General features: G+C 62.6%; 17 protein-coding genes. 16 read left to right on the top strand and 1 reads right to left on the bottom strand.

What is annotated here, in order from left to right; genetic code table 11:
• Positions 1-184: 184 nt before the first annotated feature.
• The 14 genes from waaF to BLU85_RS29215 all read left to right on the top strand — a co-directional run bounded on the left by waaF (position 185) and on the right by BLU85_RS29215 (position 15543).
• The gene (gene waaF / locus BLU85_RS29280) at positions 185-1219 is read left to right on the top strand and encodes a lipopolysaccharide heptosyltransferase II (protein WP_092205282.1); all 1035 of its coding nucleotides are present in this window, start codon (positions 185-187) and stop codon (positions 1217-1219) included.
• 1 nt (position 1220) lies between these two features.
• The gene (gene waaC, locus BLU85_RS29275; protein WP_092205283.1) at positions 1221-2279 is read left to right on the top strand and encodes a lipopolysaccharide heptosyltransferase I; all 1059 of its coding nucleotides are present in this window, start codon (positions 1221-1223) and stop codon (positions 2277-2279) included.
• Positions 2279-3403 (top strand): glycosyltransferase family 4 protein, encoded by a 1125-nt coding sequence (locus BLU85_RS29270; RefSeq protein ID WP_092205284.1) that lies wholly within the window; start codon positions 2279-2281, stop codon positions 3401-3403. Before waaC ends, BLU85_RS29270 begins: the two co-directional genes overlap by 1 nt.
• On the top strand, positions 3400-4206 hold the full coding sequence (rfaP, locus tag BLU85_RS29265; RefSeq protein ID WP_092205285.1) for a lipopolysaccharide core heptose(I) kinase RfaP: 807 nt from the start codon (positions 3400-3402) through the stop codon (positions 4204-4206). The genes BLU85_RS29270 and rfaP overlap by 4 nt, the downstream gene beginning before the upstream one ends.
• Positions 4206-4940 carry a lipopolysaccharide kinase InaA family protein gene (locus BLU85_RS29260; protein ID WP_092205286.1) on the top strand — a complete coding sequence of 245 codons (735 nt, stop codon included), beginning with the start codon at positions 4206-4208 and terminating at the stop codon, positions 4938-4940. The genes rfaP and BLU85_RS29260 overlap by 1 nt, the downstream gene beginning before the upstream one ends.
• Entirely contained in the window at positions 4937-5689 is a 753-nt protein-coding gene (locus tag BLU85_RS29255) for a lipopolysaccharide kinase InaA family protein (protein ID WP_092205287.1), read from the top strand. Before BLU85_RS29260 ends, BLU85_RS29255 begins: the two co-directional genes overlap by 4 nt.
• Positions 5689-7140, top strand: a complete 1452-nt coding sequence (locus BLU85_RS29250) for a lipopolysaccharide kinase InaA family protein (protein ID WP_092205288.1) — start codon at positions 5689-5691, stop codon at positions 7138-7140. Before BLU85_RS29255 ends, BLU85_RS29250 begins: the two co-directional genes overlap by 1 nt.
• A 213-nt stretch (positions 7141-7353) precedes the next feature.
• Positions 7354-9111 (top strand): carbamoyltransferase family protein, encoded by a 1758-nt coding sequence (locus BLU85_RS29245; RefSeq protein ID WP_092205289.1) that lies wholly within the window; start codon positions 7354-7356, stop codon positions 9109-9111.
• On the top strand, positions 9095-10225 hold the full coding sequence (locus BLU85_RS29240) for a glycosyltransferase (protein ID WP_092205290.1): 1131 nt from the start codon (positions 9095-9097) through the stop codon (positions 10223-10225). Before BLU85_RS29245 ends, BLU85_RS29240 begins: the two co-directional genes overlap by 17 nt.
• Positions 10225-11121, top strand: coding sequence for an antimicrobial resistance protein Mig-14 (locus BLU85_RS29235; protein WP_092205291.1), 897 nt, complete (start codon positions 10225-10227; stop codon positions 11119-11121). The genes BLU85_RS29240 and BLU85_RS29235 overlap by 1 nt, the downstream gene beginning before the upstream one ends.
• Before the next feature lie 8 nt (positions 11122-11129).
• Positions 11130-12530 carry a PIG-L deacetylase family protein gene (locus BLU85_RS29230; protein WP_092205292.1) on the top strand — a complete coding sequence of 467 codons (1401 nt, stop codon included), beginning with the start codon at positions 11130-11132 and terminating at the stop codon, positions 12528-12530.
• An 84-nt stretch (positions 12531-12614) separates the two neighbouring features.
• Positions 12615-13571: a glycosyltransferase family protein gene (locus BLU85_RS29225; protein ID WP_092205293.1), complete on the top strand. Its 957-nt coding sequence runs from the start codon at positions 12615-12617 to the stop codon at positions 13569-13571.
• Between the two features lie 55 nt (positions 13572-13626).
• Entirely contained in the window at positions 13627-14391 is a 765-nt protein-coding gene (locus BLU85_RS29220; protein ID WP_092205294.1) for an LSm family protein, read from the top strand.
• A 48-nt stretch (positions 14392-14439) separates the two neighbouring features.
• Entirely contained in the window at positions 14440-15543 is a 1104-nt protein-coding gene (locus tag BLU85_RS29215) for a glycosyltransferase (protein ID WP_092205295.1), read from the top strand.
• Here the strand turns inward: BLU85_RS29215 and BLU85_RS29210 are convergent.
• A complete protein-coding gene (locus BLU85_RS29210) occupies positions 15529-16134 on the bottom strand; it encodes a BUD32 family EKC/KEOPS complex subunit (RefSeq protein WP_092205296.1) in 606 nt (201 codons plus the stop codon). The two genes, BLU85_RS29215 and BLU85_RS29210, sit on opposite strands and share 15 nt — an antisense overlap.
• Before the next feature lie 107 nt (positions 16135-16241).
• On the opposite strand from BLU85_RS29210, the gene BLU85_RS29205 reads away from it, so the two are divergent.
• Together BLU85_RS29205 and msbA are read left to right on the top strand one after the other, a co-directional pair.
• On the top strand, positions 16242-17414 hold the full coding sequence (locus tag BLU85_RS29205) for an O-antigen ligase family protein (protein ID WP_092205297.1): 1173 nt from the start codon (positions 16242-16244) through the stop codon (positions 17412-17414).
• Positions 17415-17429: 15 nt separating this feature from the next.
• A complete protein-coding gene (msbA, locus tag BLU85_RS29200; RefSeq protein ID WP_092205298.1) occupies positions 17430-19235 on the top strand; it encodes a lipid A export permease/ATP-binding protein MsbA in 1806 nt (601 codons plus the stop codon).
• Positions 19236-19237 lie beyond the last annotated feature (2 nt).

Genomic DNA, 19237 nt, shown 5'->3' with positions numbered 1-19237 from the left:
TGCTCGCGATAGCGGAATGTCAGGCGACATTGATGTTGAATGGGCTGGCCTCATCGCGAGCGAGCTCGCTCCCACAGTAGATTGGCGGTGTGTTGTAGATTGAAGGCAACAGGCAACGACCTAAGCCACAGTGATTCTCGAGGCGGGGAGGCGTAGGCCTCCCCGCATCGTTTTTGGAAAGCACATGAATATTCTGATCGTTGGGCCCAGTTGGGTCGGTGACATGGTAATGGCGCAGACACTGTTCCAGTGTCTGAAGCAGCGTCATCCGCAGTGCGAAATCGATGTCCTGGCCCCCGAGTGGAGCCGGCCGATCCTGGAACGCATGCCCGAAGTGCGCAAGGCCTTGAGCTTCCCGCTCGGCCACGGCGTGCTGGAGCTGGCGACCCGTCGACGCATCGGCAAATCCCTGGCCGGTCAGTACGACCAGGCGATCCTGTTGCCCAATTCATTGAAATCGGCGTTGGTGCCGTTCTTCGCCGGTATTGCCAAGCGCACCGGTTGGCGTGGCGAGTTTCGCTACGGCCTGCTCAACGACGTGCGCGCCTTGGATAAAGACCGTTACCCGCTGATGATCGAACGTTTCATGGCCCTGGCCTATGCGCCGGGGGCCGAGTTGCCCAAGCCGTATCCGCGGCCGAGCCTGCGGATCGACCCGGTGACCCGCGATGCGGCGCTGGCCAAGTTCGGCCTGAGCCTGGACCGTCCGGTGCTGGCCCTGTGTCCAGGGGCCGAGTTCGGCGAATCCAAACGCTGGCCGGCGGAACATTACGCCCAGGTGGCCGAGGCGAAGATTCGCGAAGGCTGGCAAGTCTGGCTGTTCGGCTCGAAAAAAGATCACCCGGTGGGCGAGGACATCCGCTCGCGGTTGATCCCGGGCCTTCGGGAAGAGTCGGTGAACCTCAGTGGCGACACGTCCCTGGCCGAGGCCATCGACCTGCTGTCCTGCGCCGATTCGGTGGTGTCCAACGATTCGGGCCTGATGCACGTGGCCGCAGCCCTTAACCGTCCCTTGGTGGCGGTCTACGGTTCCACCTCGCCAGGCTTCACGCCGCCGCTGGCCGACCAGGTCGAAGTCGTGCGCCTGGGCATCGAATGCAGCCCGTGCTTCGACCGCACCTGCCGTTTCGGCCATTACAATTGCCTGCGCCAGCTCATGCCGCCGTCGGTGAACGAGGCCCTGGAGCGTTTGCAGGGCACACCCGTGGAGGTTCGGTAACTTGCGGGTATTGCTGATCAAGACCTCTTCGCTGGGGGATGTGGTCCACACCCTGCCGGCGCTGACCGATGCGGCTCGGGCGATTCCGGGCATCAAGTTCGATTGGGTGGTGGAAGAAGGCTTCGCCGAAATCCCCACCTGGCACCCGGCCGTGGGCAAGGTCATCCCGGTGGCGATCCGGCGCTGGCGCAAGAACCTCTGGCAAACCATCAAGAGCGGCGAATGGCGACGTTTCAAGCAGAGCGTGCGCGCCGAAAAATATGACTTGGTGATCGACGCCCAGGGCCTGTTGAAAAGCGCCTGGCTGACCCGTTACGTCAAGGCACCAGTAGCCGGTCTGGATAAGCATTCGGCGCGTGAACCCCTGGCGGCGCGCTTTTATTCCCGGCGCCTGGCGGTTGCCCGTGGTCAGCATGCGGTCGAGCGCGTGCGCCAGCTGTTCGCCGTGGCGCTGGGGTATGACTTGCCGCAGACGCTGGGTAACTACGGCCTCGATGTCGACCGGCTGGTGGAGTTGCCACGTCCCTATCCCTACGTGGTGTTCCTGCACGGCACCACCTGGGAGTCCAAGCATTGGCCCGAACTTTACTGGCGCCAGCTCACTGAGCGCATGGGGCAGTTCGGCGTGGTCGTCAAGCTGCCGTGGGGCAACCCAGCCGAAAAGGCCCGGGCCGAGCGCATCGCCAGCGGGCTGCGCAACGCCTTGGTCCTGCCGAAGTTGAACCTCGGCGGCATGGGCAAGGTACTTGCCGGCGCCCAGGCCTGCGTGGCCGTGGACACCGGCCTCGGGCACCTGGCCGCGGCCCTGGACGTGCCGACCATTTCGCTGCTCGGCCCGACCAATCCGGTGCTGACCGGTGCCTATGGCAAGGGCCAGATTCACCTCGCCAGTGATTTCCCTTGCGCGCCGTGCATGCAGAAACACTGCACTTACCCGCCGACCGCCGAAGATGCCCGGCGGTTTGACCTGAAACGCGAGCAGCCCCTGTGCTTCACGCGTCTGAACCCCGAGCGTGTTGCCAGCCACCTGAGCACGTTATTGGCTGAGGAGCCGCGCTGATGCAATTGGCTTTTGTCCTTTACAAGTACTTCCCCTTCGGTGGCCTGCAGCGTGACTTCATGCGCATCGCCCTGGAATGCCAGCGACGCGGTCACCAGATCCGTGTCTACACGCTGATTTGGGAAGGTGACGTGCCGCCCGGCTTCGAGGTGCTGGTGGCGCCGGTCAAGGCGCTGTTCAATCATCGCCGCAACGAGAAACTCAGTGCGTGGATGGAGGCCGACCTGGCCAGGCGCCCGGTGGACCGTCTGATCGGCTTCAACAAAATGCCCGGCCTGGACGTGTACTACGCCGCCGACGGCTGCTTCGAAGACAAGGCGCAGAACCTGCGCAACTCGCTGTACCGGCGCTGGGGCCGCTACCGACATTTCGCCGAGTACGAGCGGGCCGTGTTCGCCAAGGATGCAAAAACCGACGTACTGATGATTTCCGAGGTCCAGCAGCCGCTGTTCATCAAGCACTACGGCACACCGCTGGAACGCTTTCACCTGCTGCCACCGGGCATCGCCCAGGACCGGCGGCGGCCCGCCGATGCCGATGAGATCCGCGCCGCGTTCCGGGCCGAATTCGAGCTGGCCGATGACGACCTGCTGCTGGTGCAGATTGGCTCCGGGTTCAAGACCAAGGGCGTGGATCGCAGCCTCAAGGCCCTGGCCGCGTTGCCAGCCGAGCTGCGAAAACGCACCCGGCTATTTGTAATTGGCCAGGACGACCCCAAGGTATTCCAACTGCAGAGCGCCGCGCTGGGGCTGGGCGACAACGTGCGGTTCCTCAAGGGCCGCAGCGACATCCCGCGTTTCCTGCTGGGCGCCGATCTGTTGATCCATCCGGCGTACAACGAGAACACCGGCACCGTACTGCTCGAAGCACTGGTGGCCGGGTTGCCAGTACTGGTCAGCGCGGTGTGTGGGTACGCCCATTACATCGCCGAGGCCGACAGTGGCCTGGTGCTGGATGAGCCGTTCGAACAAGCCCAGCTCAACGAATACCTGGGCCGCATGTTGAACGATGCCGAAGCCCGGGCGGCCTGGAGCCGCAACGGTCTGGCCTTCGCCGAGACGGCCGACCTCTACAGCATGCCGCAGCACGCGGCCGATGTGATATTGGCGGAGCACGCACAATGAAGTTGATGCTGGCCGAACCGTTCAAGAGCCTTTGGGCCGGGCGCGATGCGTTCACCGAAGTCGAAGCGCTCAAGGGCGAGGTCTATCGTGAACTGGAAGCCCGGCGCACCTTGCGCACGGAGGTGGACGGTCGCGGCTTTTTCGTGAAGATCCACCGTGGCATCGGTTGGGGCGAGATCTTCAAGAACCTGTTCACCGCCAAGCTGCCGGTACTCGGGGCAGGGCAGGAATGGAAGGCTATCCAGCGTTTGCAGGAAGCCGGCGTGCCGACCATGACCGCTGTCGCCTACGGCGAGAAGGGCAGCAACCCGGCGGACCAGCACTCGTTCATCATCACCGAAGAGCTGGCGCCGACCGTCAGCCTCGAAGATTTCAGCATCGACTGGGTCAAGCGGCCGCCGCAACCGACGCTCAAGCGTGCGCTGATCGCCGAAGTGGCGCGCATGACCGGCATGATGCACCGCGCCGGCGTCAACCATCGTGACTGCTACATCTGCCATTTTCTGCTGCACACCGACAAGCCGGTGACCCCTGGGGATTTCAAACTCTCGGTGATCGACCTGCACCGCGCCCAGACCCGTCCCGCCATCACCACTCGCTGGCGCAACAAGGACCTGGCGGCGCTGTATTTCTCGGCGCTGGACATCGGCCTGACCCGCCGCGACAAGCTGCGTTTTCTCAAGGGCTATTTCCAGCAGCCGCTGCGGCGGATCCTCGCCGAAGAGGCGTCGTTGCTGGCCTGGCTCGAAGGCAAGGCCAACAAGCTGTATGCCCGCAAGCAGCGGTACGGGGACGCGCTCTGATGTCGGGTTGGAATCTGGAACCGGAATACGTCGAGCTGGCGAAGGATTTTGGCAGCCTTGAAGCGGTGTTCGCGTTGCAAGGGGAGCGTTTGACCCGAGACCCGTTGTCGGAGGTGATCCGGGTGCAGCGCAACGGCGTGAACTATTACGTCAAGCGCTACGTCGGTGCCGGCAAAGGTTTGCGACGCTATCTGGGCAAGCCACGGGTCAAGTCCGAATGGCAGAACCTCAAGCGCTTCGCCAAATGGGGTATTCCCACCGCCGAAGTCGTGGGCTGGGGCTTGGAGCGAAACGGTGCGACCTATGCCCGTGGCGCGCTGATCACCCGTGAACTGCCCCGCACCGAAGACCTCTCGGCGCTCGCCGAGCGTCACGATTCGCGGCTGGCGGACCGTGCCTGGGTCGATCATGTCAGTCGGCAACTGGCCGGCTATACGCGGACCATGCACGACCACCGCTTCACCCATAACGATCTGAAGTGGCGCAACCTGCTGATCGATGATCACTCGCGGCTGTTCCTGATCGACTGCCCGAACGGGGATTTCTGGCGTGGTTTCTGGCTCAAGTACCGCATCACCAAGGATTTGGCATGCCTGGATAAAGTGGCCAAATACCATTTGTCGGCCACGCAGCGCCTGCGTTTTTACCTGCAATACCGCCAGCGCGACCGGCTCGATGCGTGCGACAAGAAACGCATCCGTCACGTGGTGAGATTTTTCGAGGGGCGTGAATGACTGACTTTCTGGCCGCTGAAGACCGAGCGTTGCTGCAACGCCATGGCCTGGACAGCTTCGAGGCCTTGTGGGCGCGGCAACTGGATGCGGTGGACGAACCCAACACCTCGGGCGACGGCTGGAGCAGCGTGTTCCGGCTGGACCTGGACGGGCAGGGTTATTACCTCAAGCGCCAAAGCAATTACCTGACCCGGACCTGGTCCCACCCTTTTGGCGAGCCGAGTTTTTCCCGGGAATTTCGCAACATCAGCCGTTATCGGCAGCTGGGGATTCCGGCCCTGCAAGCGGTGTTCTATGGCCAGCGCAAGGTGGAGGGCGAGGTGCGGGCGATCCTGCTGACCCGAGCCCTGGATGGCTGGGACGACCTGGACTCGCTGTTGCAACGCTGGCCGAGCCTGACGGCGACGCAGCGCACCACCGTCCTCGACGCCTGCGGGCAGTTGGCGCGGCGCCTGCATGGCATGCATCAGGTGCACGGTTGCTTCTATCCCAAACACATCTTCCTGCAAGCCACCGCCGACGGTTATCAAGCGCAATTGATCGACCTGGAAAAGACTCGGCCGCTGCTGTTTGGTCGGCGTGATCGGGTCAAGGACCTGGAGCCGTTGTTGCGGCGCGCGTCCATCTGGAGTGAGGCCGATGTACGCCAGCTGTTGTCTGTCTACCTGGCCCAACCGCTCGACGCCGGGCTGGTCGACAGCTGGATGGAGCGCCTGAGCGCCCGGCGCAGCCACAAGGGAGCCCGTTGATGCATTTGTCCGAATTGAAGAATGCCGGCCGCAGCCCCAGCCTGCCATTGAGCCTGGAACTGGCTGACGCCGCCGGCCCGGCGCAATTGCAGCTGCTTTCGCTGTTGCGGGTGTTGCCGGGGCAGCGCTATGTCGGGGCGGGCATCTGGCGTGGTCGGCCGGTGCTGGCCAAATTGTTGGTGGGCAATAAAGCCGCCCGGCACTTCCAACGGGAACTGCAAGGCGTGCGCTTGCTGGCGGAACAGGGGCTGACGACGCCGCTGTTGCTCGCCGATGGCTTGAACGAGGCTGAAGGCGGCTGGTTGTTGTTCGAATTGCTCGAAGGCGCCGAGAGCCTGGGGGATGCCTGGCAACGGGTCGAACACTTGCCCTTGCTGGCCGACGAACAGACGGCGGTGCTGGCCGAAGCCCTGGGCGCCATTGCGCAACTGCACGGCAAAGGCCTGTGGCAGGAAGACCTGCACCTGGACAATCTGCTGCGCTACGACGGCAAGCTCTACTTGATCGACGGTGCCGGCATCCGCGCCGAAACCCCGGGGCAACCGTTGTCGCGGCAGAAAGTCCTGGAAAACCTGGGGGTGTTTTTCGCCCAGCTTCCCAAGGCCCTCCAGCCGTTCAATGAAGAGCTGTTGGTGTATTACCTGTTGGGCAACGCCGAACACGCGCTGCCCATGGAAGCGCTGCAAAAACAGATCGACAAGGTGCAGGCCTGGCGCCTGAAGGATTTTCTCGAAAAAGTCGGGCGCGAGTGCAGCCTGTTCAGCGTACAGCGCGGGGCGTTCGGTTTGCGGGCGATCCGTCGGGATGAAGAAGCGGCCATGACGCCGGTGCTGGAGCAGGCCGATGCGCTGCTCGACCAGGGGCATCTGTACAAGACCGGCGGCGCGGCCAGCGTCGGCAAAGTCGAGGCGAACGGTCGCACCTTGGTGATCAAGCGCTACAACATCAAGAACTTCGCCCACTGGCTCAAGCGCTTCTGGCGCCCGAGCCGGGCCTGGTATTCGTGGCGCGAAGGCCATCGCCTGGCCTTCCTCGGCATTGCCACGCCCAAGCCACTGGCCTTGCTGGAAAAGCGTTTCCTGTGGCTGCGCCGTGGCGCCTACCTGGTCACCGAGCACTTGTCGGGGCCGGACATCATCGAGCGCTTCGGCCCTTACGTGCAGAGCGGTGAAGCCCCCGAAGCCGAGTTGCTGGCGCTGGATCGCTTGTTCGCCGACCTGATCCGCGAGCGCATCAGCCATGGCGACTTCAAGGGCCACAACCTGTTCTGGCAGCATGACCGCTGGGCGCTGATCGACCTCGACTCGATGTGCCAGCACCGCACCCAGGCCAGCTTCGCCACGGCCTACGCCCGGGATCGCGCGCGGTTCATGCGTAATTGGCCTGAGGACAGTGCGCTGTATCGGGTGATTGACCAGCGGTTGCCCAAAACAGTCGATAGCGCCTCGTAGAGTCCTGTGGCGAGGGAGCAAGCTCCCTCGCCACAGGGACGGTGCTCTGCCTTCCCAATTAACACCGGACAGCGACCCGCCACTCACTGCTAGAGGCTTAAGATCGCTTTTAAGCTATAATCCCGCCCTTTAGCTGCCTCGCACCCCTGGCGCGCGGCACATCCATTTTCGCGGCGCTTGTCGCCCGTATGCAGATATAAGAGGCTAGACCCTGTGGCATTGACGATTCTTGGCCTGTCCGGCGCCCTTAGCCATGATCCTTCCGCAGCGCTGTACATAGACGGCAAGCTGATCGCGGCGGCCGAGGAAGAGCGCTTCGTACGCGATAAACATGCAAAGAACCGCATGCCCTACGAGTCGGCGAAGTTCTGCCTTGAACAAGCCGGCATCAAGCCTTCCGACGTCGATGTCGTGGCGATTCCGTTCGCCCCGATCAGTCTGTTCGGCGAGGCGCGCTGGCACTACGCCAAGCGTTACTGGTACGCCCCGGACCGGGCCCTCGACGCGATCCTGATGGGCAACCGTCGCTACAAGCGCTATCGCCGCAAGATCGTCTGGTGCCTGGAGCAACTGGGCTTCGATCCGAAGAAAATCAAGATCGAGCCGGTCGAGCACCACCTGGCCCACGCCTCCAGCGCCTACCACTGCTCGGGCTTCCAGGAAAAAACCGCGATCCTGGGCATCGACGGCAAGGGCGAGTACGCGACGACCTTCTTCGGCTACGGCGAAAACGGCAAGATCCACAAGATCAAGGAATTCTTCGACCCGGACTCCCTGGGCGGCCTGTACGGCGCGATCACCGAGTTCCTCGGTTTTGAAATGCTCGACGGCGAATTCAAGGTCATGGGCATGGCGCCCTACGGCGATGCCACCAAGTACGATTTCTCCCGCCTGGCCTCGTTCGAAAACGGCGAGCTGGTGATCAATACCGACTACGCCAACGTGATCGGCCTGCGCCGCTATAAAGAGAAGGGCAAGGGCTTCTACTTCTCGCCGAAGCTGATCGAGTGGCTCGGCCCGAAGCGCGAAGGCGACATCGCCGACGAGCCGTACATCCACTACGCGGCGAGCATGCAGGCGCTGTTCGAGAAGCTCGCGCTGCAAATGATCGACCACTACCTGGGCGACGTGCTCAAGGAAACCGGCAAGCTGGCCTTCGCCGGCGGCTGTGCGCTGAACGTCAAGCTGAACCAGAAGATCATCGCCCGTGACGACGTCAAGGAGCTGTTCGTGCAACCGGCTTCCGGTGACGCCGGTACGGCGGTGGGTGCGGCGGCGTATGTGTCCCACGCCCGTGGCGTGCCGGTGGAGAAGATGGAACACGTCTACCTCGGCCCGGCCTACAGCAACGAAGACGTGATCGCCGCATGCGCCCGTCATCCGAGCAAGCCTGCCTGGCGCAAGATCGACAACACCCCCGAGCGCATCGCCAGGATCATGGTCGACGGCAACCCGGTGGCCTGGTTCCAGGGCCGCATGGAGTTTGGCCCGCGTGCCTTGGGCGGCCGCTCGATCATCGGATGCCCAAGCGCCAGCGGCGTGGCCGATCGGATCAACGAACAGATCAAGTTCCGCGAGCGCTGGAGGCCTTTCTGCCCGTCGATGCTCGACACCGTTGCGCCGCAGATGATCAAGGTCGATCACCCGGCACCGTTCATGACCTTCACCTTCGAAGTCGCCGAAGAATGGAAAACCCGCGTGCCGGAAGTCGTCCATGAAGACGGCACCTCCCGGGCCCAGGTGCTCAAGCGCGAATACAACCCGCGCTACTACGACATGATGAAGGCCCTGGAAGTGCTGACCGGCAACGGCGTGTCGCTGAACACCTCGCTCAACCGTCGTGGCGAACCGATGATCTGCTCGCCGACCGATGCGCTGAACATGTTCTTCGGTTCCGACCTGCAGTACCTGATCATGGAAGACATCCTGGTGGTCAAAGACGGCGTGGACGCTTATGACACGCTCGGCTGAGCGACAGGTGCTGCAGTTCTGCCACGGTTATGACGGGCCGTTCCTGGACTGCGCCCGTCAGTACGCCAGCTTGTTCGCGGGCACTGGCTATCGCGTGACCACGGTGTTCCTCACTGGGGCGGCCGATGCCGAAGTCGCTGCCGCCTGTGCCTCGGACGAAGTGCTGTTCATGGAATACAGCTCCAGTGCCATTCGTGGCCTGAAGCTGGGCGCCATCGGCGATCTGCGCAAGATCGCCGCCTCGCGCAATTTCAGTTTCTGCATTGCCCATCGCTTCAAGCCGATCTACATCGCCCTGTTGGGTACTCGCTTGCCGGTGATTGGCGTGCACCATGCCTTCGGGGACTACCAGCGGCGCACTCGCCGGTTGTTCGCCCACGTTTACCGCAAGCGCCTGAGCCTGCTCGGGGTCTCCGATGCGGTGCGTGACGACATGCGCCGTTGCCTGCCGAAATGGCCGGCTGCCCGGATCCAGACCCTCTACAACCGCATCGACCTTGATGCCGCCCAGGCCGGCTTGGTCTCCCGGGAGGAGGCGCGGCATACGCTGGGGTTGGATACGGACACCTGGATTGTCGGCAATGTCGGCCGCCTACACCCGGACAAGGACCAGGCCACATTGCTGCGCGGCTTTGCCGCGGCGCTGGGGCATCTGCCGGTCAACAGCCAGTTGGCCATTCTCGGCAAGGGCCGCCTGGAGCAGGACCTCAAGGCGCTGGCCCGAGAGCTGGGCATTGCCGATCGTGTGCTGTTCCTCGGCCAAGTGCCTGAGGCGCGCCGTTATTTCCGTGCTTTTGATGTGTTCGCCCTGAGCTCCGACCATGAACCGTTCGGCATGGTGCTGCTCGAAGCCATGGCCGCCGGGGTACCGTTGCTGGCTACGGCCTGTGGTGGTGCCAAGGAAGTGGTCGAAGGCGTTGGCATCCTGTTTCCGCTGGGCGACGCCGAGCACATGGCCCAGGGGCTGCAACACCTGGCGGCCATGGACGATCTGCAGCGTCGCCAATGCGCCGAGCTGATGCTCGATCGCTTGCGCGAACGTTTTTCGGATCGCGCCGTACGCGAGGCATTCTGGCGTTTGCCCCAAGTCACCGAACTGGCGCCGAGGGCCTGATGTTCAACCGATTCCAAGGCTGGCGCGAGCGTGGCTGGACCGCCGTCGATGCGTCGATTTATGCCCAGGCCTGGCAGCGTTTCGGCGGCAGCGTGGCCACTCATCCCCTGGTGGTCGAGCGCCTGGCGGCCCTGGCCGGAATTCCCGTGCGTTACCTGGCGTTCGAGCAGGACGGTGAGCTCAAGGCGGCCATACCGACCTGGGGCCGCGACCTGGCGCTGTCCAAGGACGTGCTCAAGCGCAGCGGCAAGAAGGGCTTGTTCGACCTGGGCAATGCCGAGCTGATCCTGCCGGCGGCGCCCGATGCGCAAGCGCCGTTGCGTCATCGTGGACGTTACCTGTCGGCCCTCAACGAGGGGCGCTTCAGCGGTTTGAAGTTGCAGCAGGAACAACTGGCCATGGCCCGCACGCCGGAAGAGCTGTCCAAGAAGTTTCGCTACAACCAGCGCCGTGAACTGCGTTTGCTGGAAGAGGCGGGCGGCGTGGTGCGGCCGGTCGACGAGTTTTCCAGCGCCGAGCTGGCTTCGATCTACTGCGACCTGTTCCTGCGTCGCTGGGGCTTTGCGGCCACCGGTGCCGAACGCATGGGCGAGGTGATCGAGCTGTTGCGCGAATGGCTGATCGGCTCGGTGATCTTTCTCAACGATGCGCCGATTGCGATCCAGCTGGTGTATCGCGTCGAAGCGCCCGAGTGGATCAGCGTCGAGTACATCAACGGTGGTGTCGACCCGCAGACCCGCGAATTCAGCCCTGGCAGCGTGTTGAGCTTCCTCAATACCCAAAGCGCCTGGGAACACGCCCGTGCCGCCGGCAAGCCGCTGCGTTTTTCGTTCGGCCGGGCGGACCGGGAATACAAGGACCGTTGGTGCAACCCCGTGCCGGTGTTTACCGTATGAACCCACCCATGAGTCGCAAGCAACAGTTACTCCGGCGCCACCGTCGCAACAAGCGCGTAGGGTTGTTGCTTGCCCTGGTGGTGTTGGTGTCGCTGGGTGTCGGGGTGGCCTGGTGGCTGCCCCTGGTAGTGGCGGTGCTGGGCTGGATCGCCCACGAGGCGTGGTTCGCCGATCACCTGTTCTATTCGCCCCGGGACGATTACCAATACAGCTTCCCGCCGTTCACCCAGCAACCCAAGGTGCATTTGAATGCCGGGCGGCTTCGGTTGGACGAAGGCGTGATTCTGGATGATGGCGCGACGCTGATCCTCGCACTGCGGATCAAGAGCACCTGGCTGGGACGTTTCATCGACCCGCTCGTCGAGTTGTCGGGGGGGGAAAGGGACCTGCAAACCTTCGAGCGCGGGGTCAATGGCCTGCGCTATCTCAACCTCAGCGAGCAGGGCCCGGCGTTGTCCCGGGGCGAGCTGCGCCTGCGCGGGCGTCATTGCCGTTTGCTGGGCGAGCCGACGCTGTGGTCCTTCACGGCGCCACCAGTGCAGCATCAGCGGGTGATGGTCATCGCGCCCCATGCCGATGACGCGGAGCTGGCTGCCTACGGTTTGTACAGCCAGGCTGACGAGGCCTGGATCGTGACGCTGACAGCGGGTGAAATCGAAGCCGGGCATTATCGGAAGATGGGCCTGGACAGCGTCGAAGCCGCGCGACTCAAGGGCCGTTTGCGAGCCTGGGACAGCATTGCCGTACCCCGCTGGGCCGGCGTGCCTGAAGCGCACTGCGTGCAGTTGGGTTATTTCTGCCTGCAACTGGCGGCCATGCAAGCCGCGCCGAGCCAGCCCCAGGGTTCTCGCGAGGCGGGTCTGAGCGATACCCGGCTGTTCCGCCAGTTGAACCCGTTCGCCCTGCCCGGCGATGACGACGGTGCGCCCACCTGGAACAACCTGCTGGCAGACCTGCGCGTGCTGCTGCTCAAGGCGCGTCCCGAAGTCATTGTATTGCCACACCCGACCCTTGATCCGCACCCCGATCATCTCTGCGCCCATCATGCCGTCCTGCAAGCCCTCGAAGGCCTGGAGTGGCAACCGACCACGCTGTTGGGCTATGCCAATCACCTGCACGACAATGACCGCTGGCCCATGGGTGATGCGGGTGCGGGCATTGCGTTGCCGCCGTATTTCGACCCGGCCCGGCCGATGCATCCCGTCAGCCTGCCGCTGGCGTTGTCCGGCCAGCGCGACAAGGCCATGGCGTTGGGCATGATGCATGACCTGCAACCGCGCGCGCCGTTCAAGCGTCGTTTGCGCCGTGGCATCCAGCGTCTGCTGGCGGGGCGCACGGGCTCGGCCAATGGCGAGAACGAATTTTTTCGCAAGGCTGTGCGTCGCCATGAACTGTTCTGGCGGCTGTAGAGGCCCAAGGCGGGGCGTCTTTGCGCTACGGCGCAAACCGGCCTCCGGTTATTTATCAAGTCGTTCGGTGCCGCAAGGAAAACGATGAAAGTTCTGTTTCTGGTGCAGAAAGAACAGCGGGCCATCCTGGACCGGCTCTACGAAGGCGTGGCCGCTCATTGCGAGTGCGACCTGCGCTGGCTCGACAGCAAGGAACAACGCAACCTGCGGGGGTATTTCCGCCGCCATGTGGACGTATCGCGTTATGACCGGATCATATTTTTCCTGCGTTTCAAGCAGGAAATTCGTCAGGCCGGCTTCATCCGCACGATCCCGAACCTGGTGATCCTCGAGCACGATGCCTATCAGAATTACATTCCGTGCAAATACACCGGAAAATTCAGTGCGCACTACCGTCGCATGCCGTGGGTGCGGGTGATCAGTTCCGGCTTCGTGGTGACCGAACGTCTGCGCGGCGAAGGTTTCGATGCGGTATTCGTGCCCAAGGGCTACGATCAGTCGTTATTGCAGGATCAGGGGCGTGAACGGGATATCGAGTTGGCCTTCGTCGGCAGCACCAACAGTGTGGCCTATAGTGGTCGCAAGGCGCTGCTGGATGAGCTGGGCCGGGTTGAGCCACTGGTCGTGACCCGGACGAAGTCCGGCGAAGAATATTGCGAGACCCTCAACCGTATCCGCTTTTTCGTCAGTGCCGACGTGGGCATGGGCGAGTTCATGATCAAGAATTTCGAAGCCATGGCCTGCGGCTGTGTGCTGCTGGCGTTCGACCAGGGCATCGACGAAGCGCGGGCCTTGGGGTTGCAGGACATGCATAACGTGGTGTTGTACCGTGACATCCCGCAACTCCAGGAAAAGCTTTCCCGGCTGCGCGCCGACCCCGAGCTGGCGCGCAATGTAGCGCACAACGGCCAGAAGCTGGCGCTGGAACAGTTCAGCTTTGCACGCATCGGGCAGAAAATCGTTGAAGCGTTGGAGCCACCGTTGCGGCCTCGTGCCCCGTTGAGTCTGCTGGAGACATTGCGCCTGAAGCTGGGCGTTTGATACGAACCGTTGAGCCATCCGGTGTTCAGATGGCGTTTGACTAAATGGTATTTCAGTGCAGTTTTCCGACGATAGTGACATTACCCTGGTGGTAACCAGTTGCGGCCGGCTCGATCTGCTCAAGCGGACCCTGGAGAGTTTCGACCGCTTCAATACCGCGCCCATTCGTGAAGTCTTCATTACCGAAGATGCCGGCGACGAAGGCGTGCATGGCGTGGTTCCCGCGCATTGGAAAGACCGCACCACGGTCTTCGTCAATCGGCCGAAGCTTGGGCAGTTGGCCTCGATCGACCTGGCGTACGGGCAGGTGAAGACGACTTACATTTTCCATTGCGAGGATGACTGGGAGTTCTATCGCCCGGCCTTCGTGGAAGATTCGCGCACGATCCTGGAGCAGCGGCCCGGGATCCTCCAGGTATGGCTGCGCAACTATGTCTATGACTTGTGCGTACACAGCCCCTATATCCGCCTGGGCGAACGGGAAGTCATCGGTGGAGTGCCGTGTTATCCGTTGATTTCAGATAAACCCGAATGGCAAAGCTTTTCTCTCAACCCGGGCCTGCGACGGCTGAAGGAGTACCGGCTTTGCGCCCCCTTTGCCGGTTTCGGCGGCGAAAAGGCCCTGTCCCTTCGCTATGCACAGCTGAACTTGACGGCGGTCACCCTGGAAGGGGATGCTGTTTTGCACACCGGATTCGGGGTTCATGTGGAAGTGCCCGTGGAGCGTCAACGCAAGGCACGCCGCAGACGCCGCGAGCAAATCAAGTTGTCCCTGGTTCTCTTGCTCGGAGTCTGCATTGGCTGGCTTATCAACTACTGAACGCCGCGAAGCATGAGTCCCGGTCCGCGATAAAAGGTTTGCTGCTCGATGAGCATTATCAATGTCATGTGGGCGGGCGGTGCACCGTTCGCTTCGGTACACAAGGTTCATAATCAGATTCTCTCGCGGATGGAACCAGCGATGCCTGTCAAGACATGGCTCTTGCAGGGCTCGGCGGCTGCCTGCCAGGTTGATGTGGGGACGGCACTCGAGTGGAATATGACCTCGGCCCGCCTCAAGGGCCGGCACATCTGGCGCCTGCTCAAACCACTGATGCACAGCCGTTTCCGCCAGGCGTTGCTCGACAGCCAGGCCCGCGTGGTGTTGCTCGATGGCGTCGGCGTAGCCCGCACTTTGCTGCCGGTGCTCAAGCATTTGCCGCAGATTCGTGTGGTGGTGGTTTTTCATGGTGCGACACGAATCAATCCGGCCGGCCGAAAGTTGCTGCGTGGGTTCCCGGCTTCGCGCCTGGCCCTGGCGGCGGTTTCCGAAACCCTGGCGATATCGCTGCGCGACGAGTTGGGTATCCAGGTCATTGCCCTGCGTAGTGCGTTCGATCCGGCGGCATTCCAGGCGGACCTTCTCCCCCGCGAAGATGCACGTGACCGGCTGGGCTTGCCGCGCTCAGGCGTGCGGGTATTTGGAGCGGTGGGGCGGCTGGTGGATAAAAAGGGCTTCGCCAGTCTGCTGGAGGCGTTTGGCCGGGCTGCGGCGGACCATCCCGACTGGCGCCTGGTGATTGTCGGTGAGGGCCCCATGCGTGAGGCGCTGCAGGCGCGGATCGAGCAGCCGGACCTGCTCGGCAAGGTCTTGCTGACCGGGCATCAGGAGGAGGCAGCAAGACTCTACAGGGCGTTTGACTGGGTGCTGATCCCATCCAGGGACGAGGGCCTCGGGTTGATTCTTCAAGAGGCGGTGCTGGCTGGCATCCCGGTGCTGGTGAGTGATATTGCGGTCTTTCGCGAGCAGTTGGGCGACACCGGCTGGTACGCGCCGGTAAATGACGACGGAGGCTGGAGCGAGGCGATCCTGCGGGCCGCCGAGGCGCCGGCCGAGGCCGTCGCGTTGGCCCAATACCGGGCACTGGCACCAGACGAGGCCTGGCTGAGTTTCAGCCAGGCCGCCCGGCAGTTGATTTCAGACCATCAGTAAGGCGTTTTCCAATGCCTGCATCGGAAAGCTCCCGTTCAGGTTCTCCCGGGCAATATAACGAGCGAAATGTTGCAGGTTGCGACGTGCCAGGTAGCGCGGCAGTGGCGAGCGCAGGAAGCGCATATCGGCCACATCGATCAGTCCCAGTGTGTTTTCGGGCGTGACGACGATGTTGCCCAGGTGCAGCGAGCGAAAATAAATACCCCTGGCATGCAGGCTGCGGATCAGTTCGACCAGCGCCGGAAGGGTCTGCTGCCAGCTGAAATTTTCCTGATTCGATAATTGACGCAGGGTTTTACCGGGAAGCGGTCGATACAGTACGGCGGTCATGCCGGGTTTTTGCAATTTGTAGAAGGCCAGCACCTGGAGAGTCGGTACGCCGAGTTTCTGCAAGCGGGCCGCATTATCGATGAATCGCGTTGAATAAGGCCTTAGCAGGGCCGAAGAAAAAAGCCGCTTGCGGCGAAACAGCTTGAGGATATTCCCATCCTGCAGCAGATAGACTTTTGGGCCGTAGCTGTCGGCCTCCAGAATGCTGGCGCCTTCAATCAATTGATTCAAAGCGGCTTGGGGAAGCCGTGAGGATTGCATCGTAGGGAAACCTTGTTGAAAGAACCGGTGCCGTGGCGGGCCATGATGCCCAAAAGTTTTTGTTTTCACCATGCCGGCTTGGCTGGTAGACCGTTTAGGAGCGTTAGATGCAGGCAACACGTTGGGCACAGGGCTGGATGGCCTTTGGCTTATTATGGTTTTTGCTGGCGATAGCCCTGGCACCGACCAACAAGATTTATCAACAGGGGTTGGTTGCATTCGCCTGGCTGCCGGCAATCGTCTTCGCCTGGCCGGCCCGTCATCGGCTGGCAGAGTTATGGCGTGCCCAGCGCGTGATCTACACGGCGTTGCTGGCGCTGATGGGCTGGGCGCTGATCACGCTGTTCTGGACCGAAGCGGCGGAGCCGGCCCGCGAGGCCAAGCGACTGCTGTACATCCTGGTGTTCCTGATGTTTTTCCCGGTTTTCGCCGACGGCCAGCCCGAACGGGTGATTCGCATCATGCAATGGGGGGGGCTCGGGCTGGCACTGACGGCGCTGATGGCTATCGTCCGTTTCTACGGCATGGCAAACAACCCGTGGAATGCGCGCCTGGAAGGGTTGGGGGAGTTGTCCCATCCGATCCTCGGCGGCTACGTGATCGGCCTGGCGGCGATCTGGATGTTGCATTGGGTACCGCGTCACCGCGGCCTGCAAGTGCTTTGGGTGCTGGCCCTGGCGCTGTTGGGGAGCTTCGTGGTGGCGAGCCAGAGCCGTGGTGCGGCGCTGGCCTTGCTGCTCAGCGTACTGGCCATGCCGATCTACTGCCGGGACCAGCGGGCCCGCGTGATTGCCGCCACGGCGCTGGTGCTGGCGATGCTGACCTTCTGGCTGCTCGAGCCGTTGGTCATGGCGCGCGGTGCTTCCTATCGGCCCGAGATTTTCATGTCGAGCCTGCACATGATTGCCGAGCGCCCATGGGGGGGGCTTGGCGTGGCGGCTGACTATCGGGTTGTCAGCCACGGTCTCACGTTCGATCACGCCCACAACCTGTTCAGCCATGTCGCCATTCAACTCGGGCTGCCGGGCCTGCTGCTGTGGTGCATTGTCTGGTTCGCCGTGCTGCGCGAAGCCTGGCGGGCCCGGGAAAGCCTGCTGGGCCGGGGCGTGCTCGGCATGTGGGTGTTTTCGTTCCTGGCGATGCAATTCGATGCCGCGAGCCTGACCGGAACCCCCCGTGCCGAATGGTTCATTACCTGGCTACCGATTGGCCTGGCCAGCGTTTTGACCTGGGCGCAGGCCAATGTCGGTGGCTGTGATAAAATTCCGCGTTCTTCCTAACCAGTGAGCCCGACGATGAGTGACGCACCGCCCAAAGCGGAACAGGATTCCAGCCTGAAGATCTATTTTCGGTTGTTGGGATACGTCAAACCCTACGCGGGCATTTTTCTGCTGAGCATCCTGGGTTTCGTGATATTTGCTTCGACCCAGCCCATGCTGGCCGGGATTCTCAAATATTTCGTCGACGGCTTGAGCAACCCCGATGCGGTGCTCTTTCCCAGCGTGCCGTACCTCCAGGACTTGAAACTGCTGATGGCGGTGCCGCTGCTGATCATTCTGATCGCTGCCTGGCAGGGCCTGGGGTCGTTCCTGGGCAACTATTACCTGGCCAGGGTTTCCCTGGGACTGGTGCATGACCTGCGGGTCGAGCTGTTCAAGAAGTTGCTGGTGTTGCCCAATCGCTACTTCGACACCCACAACTCCGGCCACCTGATCTCCCGAATCACCTTCAACGTGACCATGGTCACCGGTGCGGCTACCGATGCCATCAAGGTGGTGATCCGTGAAGGTCTCACCGTGGTGTTCCTCTTCGCCTACCTGGTGTGGATGAACTGGAAGCTGACCCTGGTGATGTTGGCGATCCTGCCGCTGATCGCGGTCATGGTCAGCAGTACCAGCAAGAAATTCCGCAAGCAGAGCAAAAAGATCCAGGTGGCCATGGGCGATGTGACTCACGTTGCCTCCGAGACCATCCAGGGCTACCGCGTGGTGCGCAGCTTCGGCGGCGAGGCCTATGAAGAGCAGCGCTTTACCAACGCCAGCCAGGGCAACACCGACAAGCAATTGCGCATGACGCGTACCGGTGCGGTCTATACGCCGATGCTGCAACTGGTGATCTACACCGCCATGGCGGCCTTGATGTTCCTGGTGCTGTTCCTGCGCGGTGACGCGACGGCCGGTGACCTGGTGGCCTACATCACGGCTGCCGGCCTGCTGCCCAAGCCGATTCGCCAACTCTCGGAAGTCAGCTCCACCATCCAGAAAGGCGTGGCCGGTGCCGAGAGCATCTTCGAGCAACTGGATGTCGAGCCGGAGGTCGACGGGGGGACGGTCGAGCAGGAACGGGTCAGCGGTCGTCTCGATGTGCGCAACCTGAGTTTCACCTACCCCGGCGCTGAGCGCGAAGTGCTCAAGGACATCAGCTTCACCGCGGCACCCGGGCAGATGATTGCGCTGGTGGGTCGTTCGGGCAGCGGCAAGTCGACCCTGGCGAGCCTCATCCCGCGCTTCTATCACCATGAGGTCGGCCAGATCCTGCTCGATGACGTGGAAATCGAAGACTACCGCCTGCGTAACCTGCGTCGTCATGTCGCCCAGGTGACCCAGCATGTCACCCTGTTCAACGACACGGTGGCCAACAATATCGCCTACGGCGACCTGGCCGGTGCGCCACGGGCCGACATTGAAAAGGCGGCCCGGGATGCCTATGCGATGGACTTCATCGAGCAGTTGCCCCATGGCCTGGACACCGAGGTGGGCGAAAACGGCGTGCTGTTGTCCGGCGGCCAACGCCAGCGCCTGGCCATTGCCAGGGCATTGTTGAAGAACGCGCCGCTGCTGATCCTCGACGAGGCCACCTCGGCGTTGGATACCGAGTCGGAGCGGCATATCCAGGCCGCGCTGGACCAAGTCATGAAAGGCCGTACGACCCTGGTCATCGCCCACCGTCTGTCGACCATCGAAAAGGCCGACCTGATCCTGGTGATGGACCAGGGGCGGATCGTCGAACGAGGGACCCATGGCGAGCTCTTGGCGCAGAACGGCTACTACGCGCGTCTTCATGCCATGGGGCTGGACGCTCCCGCCCAGAATATCGCCTGAGT

Origin of the sequence: Pseudomonas sp. NFACC14 (assembly GCF_900106885.1) — a bacterium.
GTDB lineage: Bacteria > Pseudomonadota > Gammaproteobacteria > Pseudomonadales > Pseudomonadaceae > Aquipseudomonas > Aquipseudomonas fluorescens_AA.
Note: the sequence above shows the minus strand (reverse complement) of the source record. Positions and strands in the feature narration are given on the sequence as shown.

Bases quoted from the DNA above. Each gene is read 5' to 3' on its own strand.
- waaF (WP_092205282.1), top strand. From the start codon at position 185: ATGAATATTCTGATCGTTGGGCCCAGTTGGGTCGGTGACATGGTAATG.
- msbA (WP_092205298.1), top strand. From the start codon at position 17,430: ATGAGTGACGCACCGCCCAAAGCGGAACAGGATTCCAGCCTGAAGATC.
- BLU85_RS29230 (WP_092205292.1), top strand. From the start codon at position 11,130: ATGAGTCGCAAGCAACAGTTACTCCGGCGCCACCGTCGCAACAAGCGC.
- BLU85_RS29250 (WP_092205288.1), top strand. From the start codon at position 5,689: ATGCATTTGTCCGAATTGAAGAATGCCGGCCGCAGCCCCAGCCTGCCA.
- BLU85_RS29255 (WP_092205287.1), top strand. From the start codon at position 4,937: ATGACTGACTTTCTGGCCGCTGAAGACCGAGCGTTGCTGCAACGCCAT.
- BLU85_RS29225 (WP_092205293.1), top strand. From the start codon at position 12,615: ATGAAAGTTCTGTTTCTGGTGCAGAAAGAACAGCGGGCCATCCTGGAC.
- BLU85_RS29270 (WP_092205284.1), top strand. From the start codon at position 2,279: ATGCAATTGGCTTTTGTCCTTTACAAGTACTTCCCCTTCGGTGGCCTG.
- BLU85_RS29235 (WP_092205291.1), top strand. From the start codon at position 10,225: ATGTTCAACCGATTCCAAGGCTGGCGCGAGCGTGGCTGGACCGCCGTC.
- BLU85_RS29215 (WP_092205295.1), top strand. From the start codon at position 14,440: ATGAGCATTATCAATGTCATGTGGGCGGGCGGTGCACCGTTCGCTTCG.
- BLU85_RS29210 (WP_092205296.1), bottom strand. From the start codon at position 16,134: ATGCAATCCTCACGGCTTCCCCAAGCCGCTTTGAATCAATTGATTGAA.
- rfaP (WP_092205285.1), top strand. From the start codon at position 3,400: ATGAAGTTGATGCTGGCCGAACCGTTCAAGAGCCTTTGGGCCGGGCGC.
- BLU85_RS29240 (WP_092205290.1), top strand. From the start codon at position 9,095: ATGACACGCTCGGCTGAGCGACAGGTGCTGCAGTTCTGCCACGGTTAT.
- BLU85_RS29205 (WP_092205297.1), top strand. From the start codon at position 16,242: ATGCAGGCAACACGTTGGGCACAGGGCTGGATGGCCTTTGGCTTATTA.
- BLU85_RS29260 (WP_092205286.1), top strand. From the start codon at position 4,206: ATGTCGGGTTGGAATCTGGAACCGGAATACGTCGAGCTGGCGAAGGAT.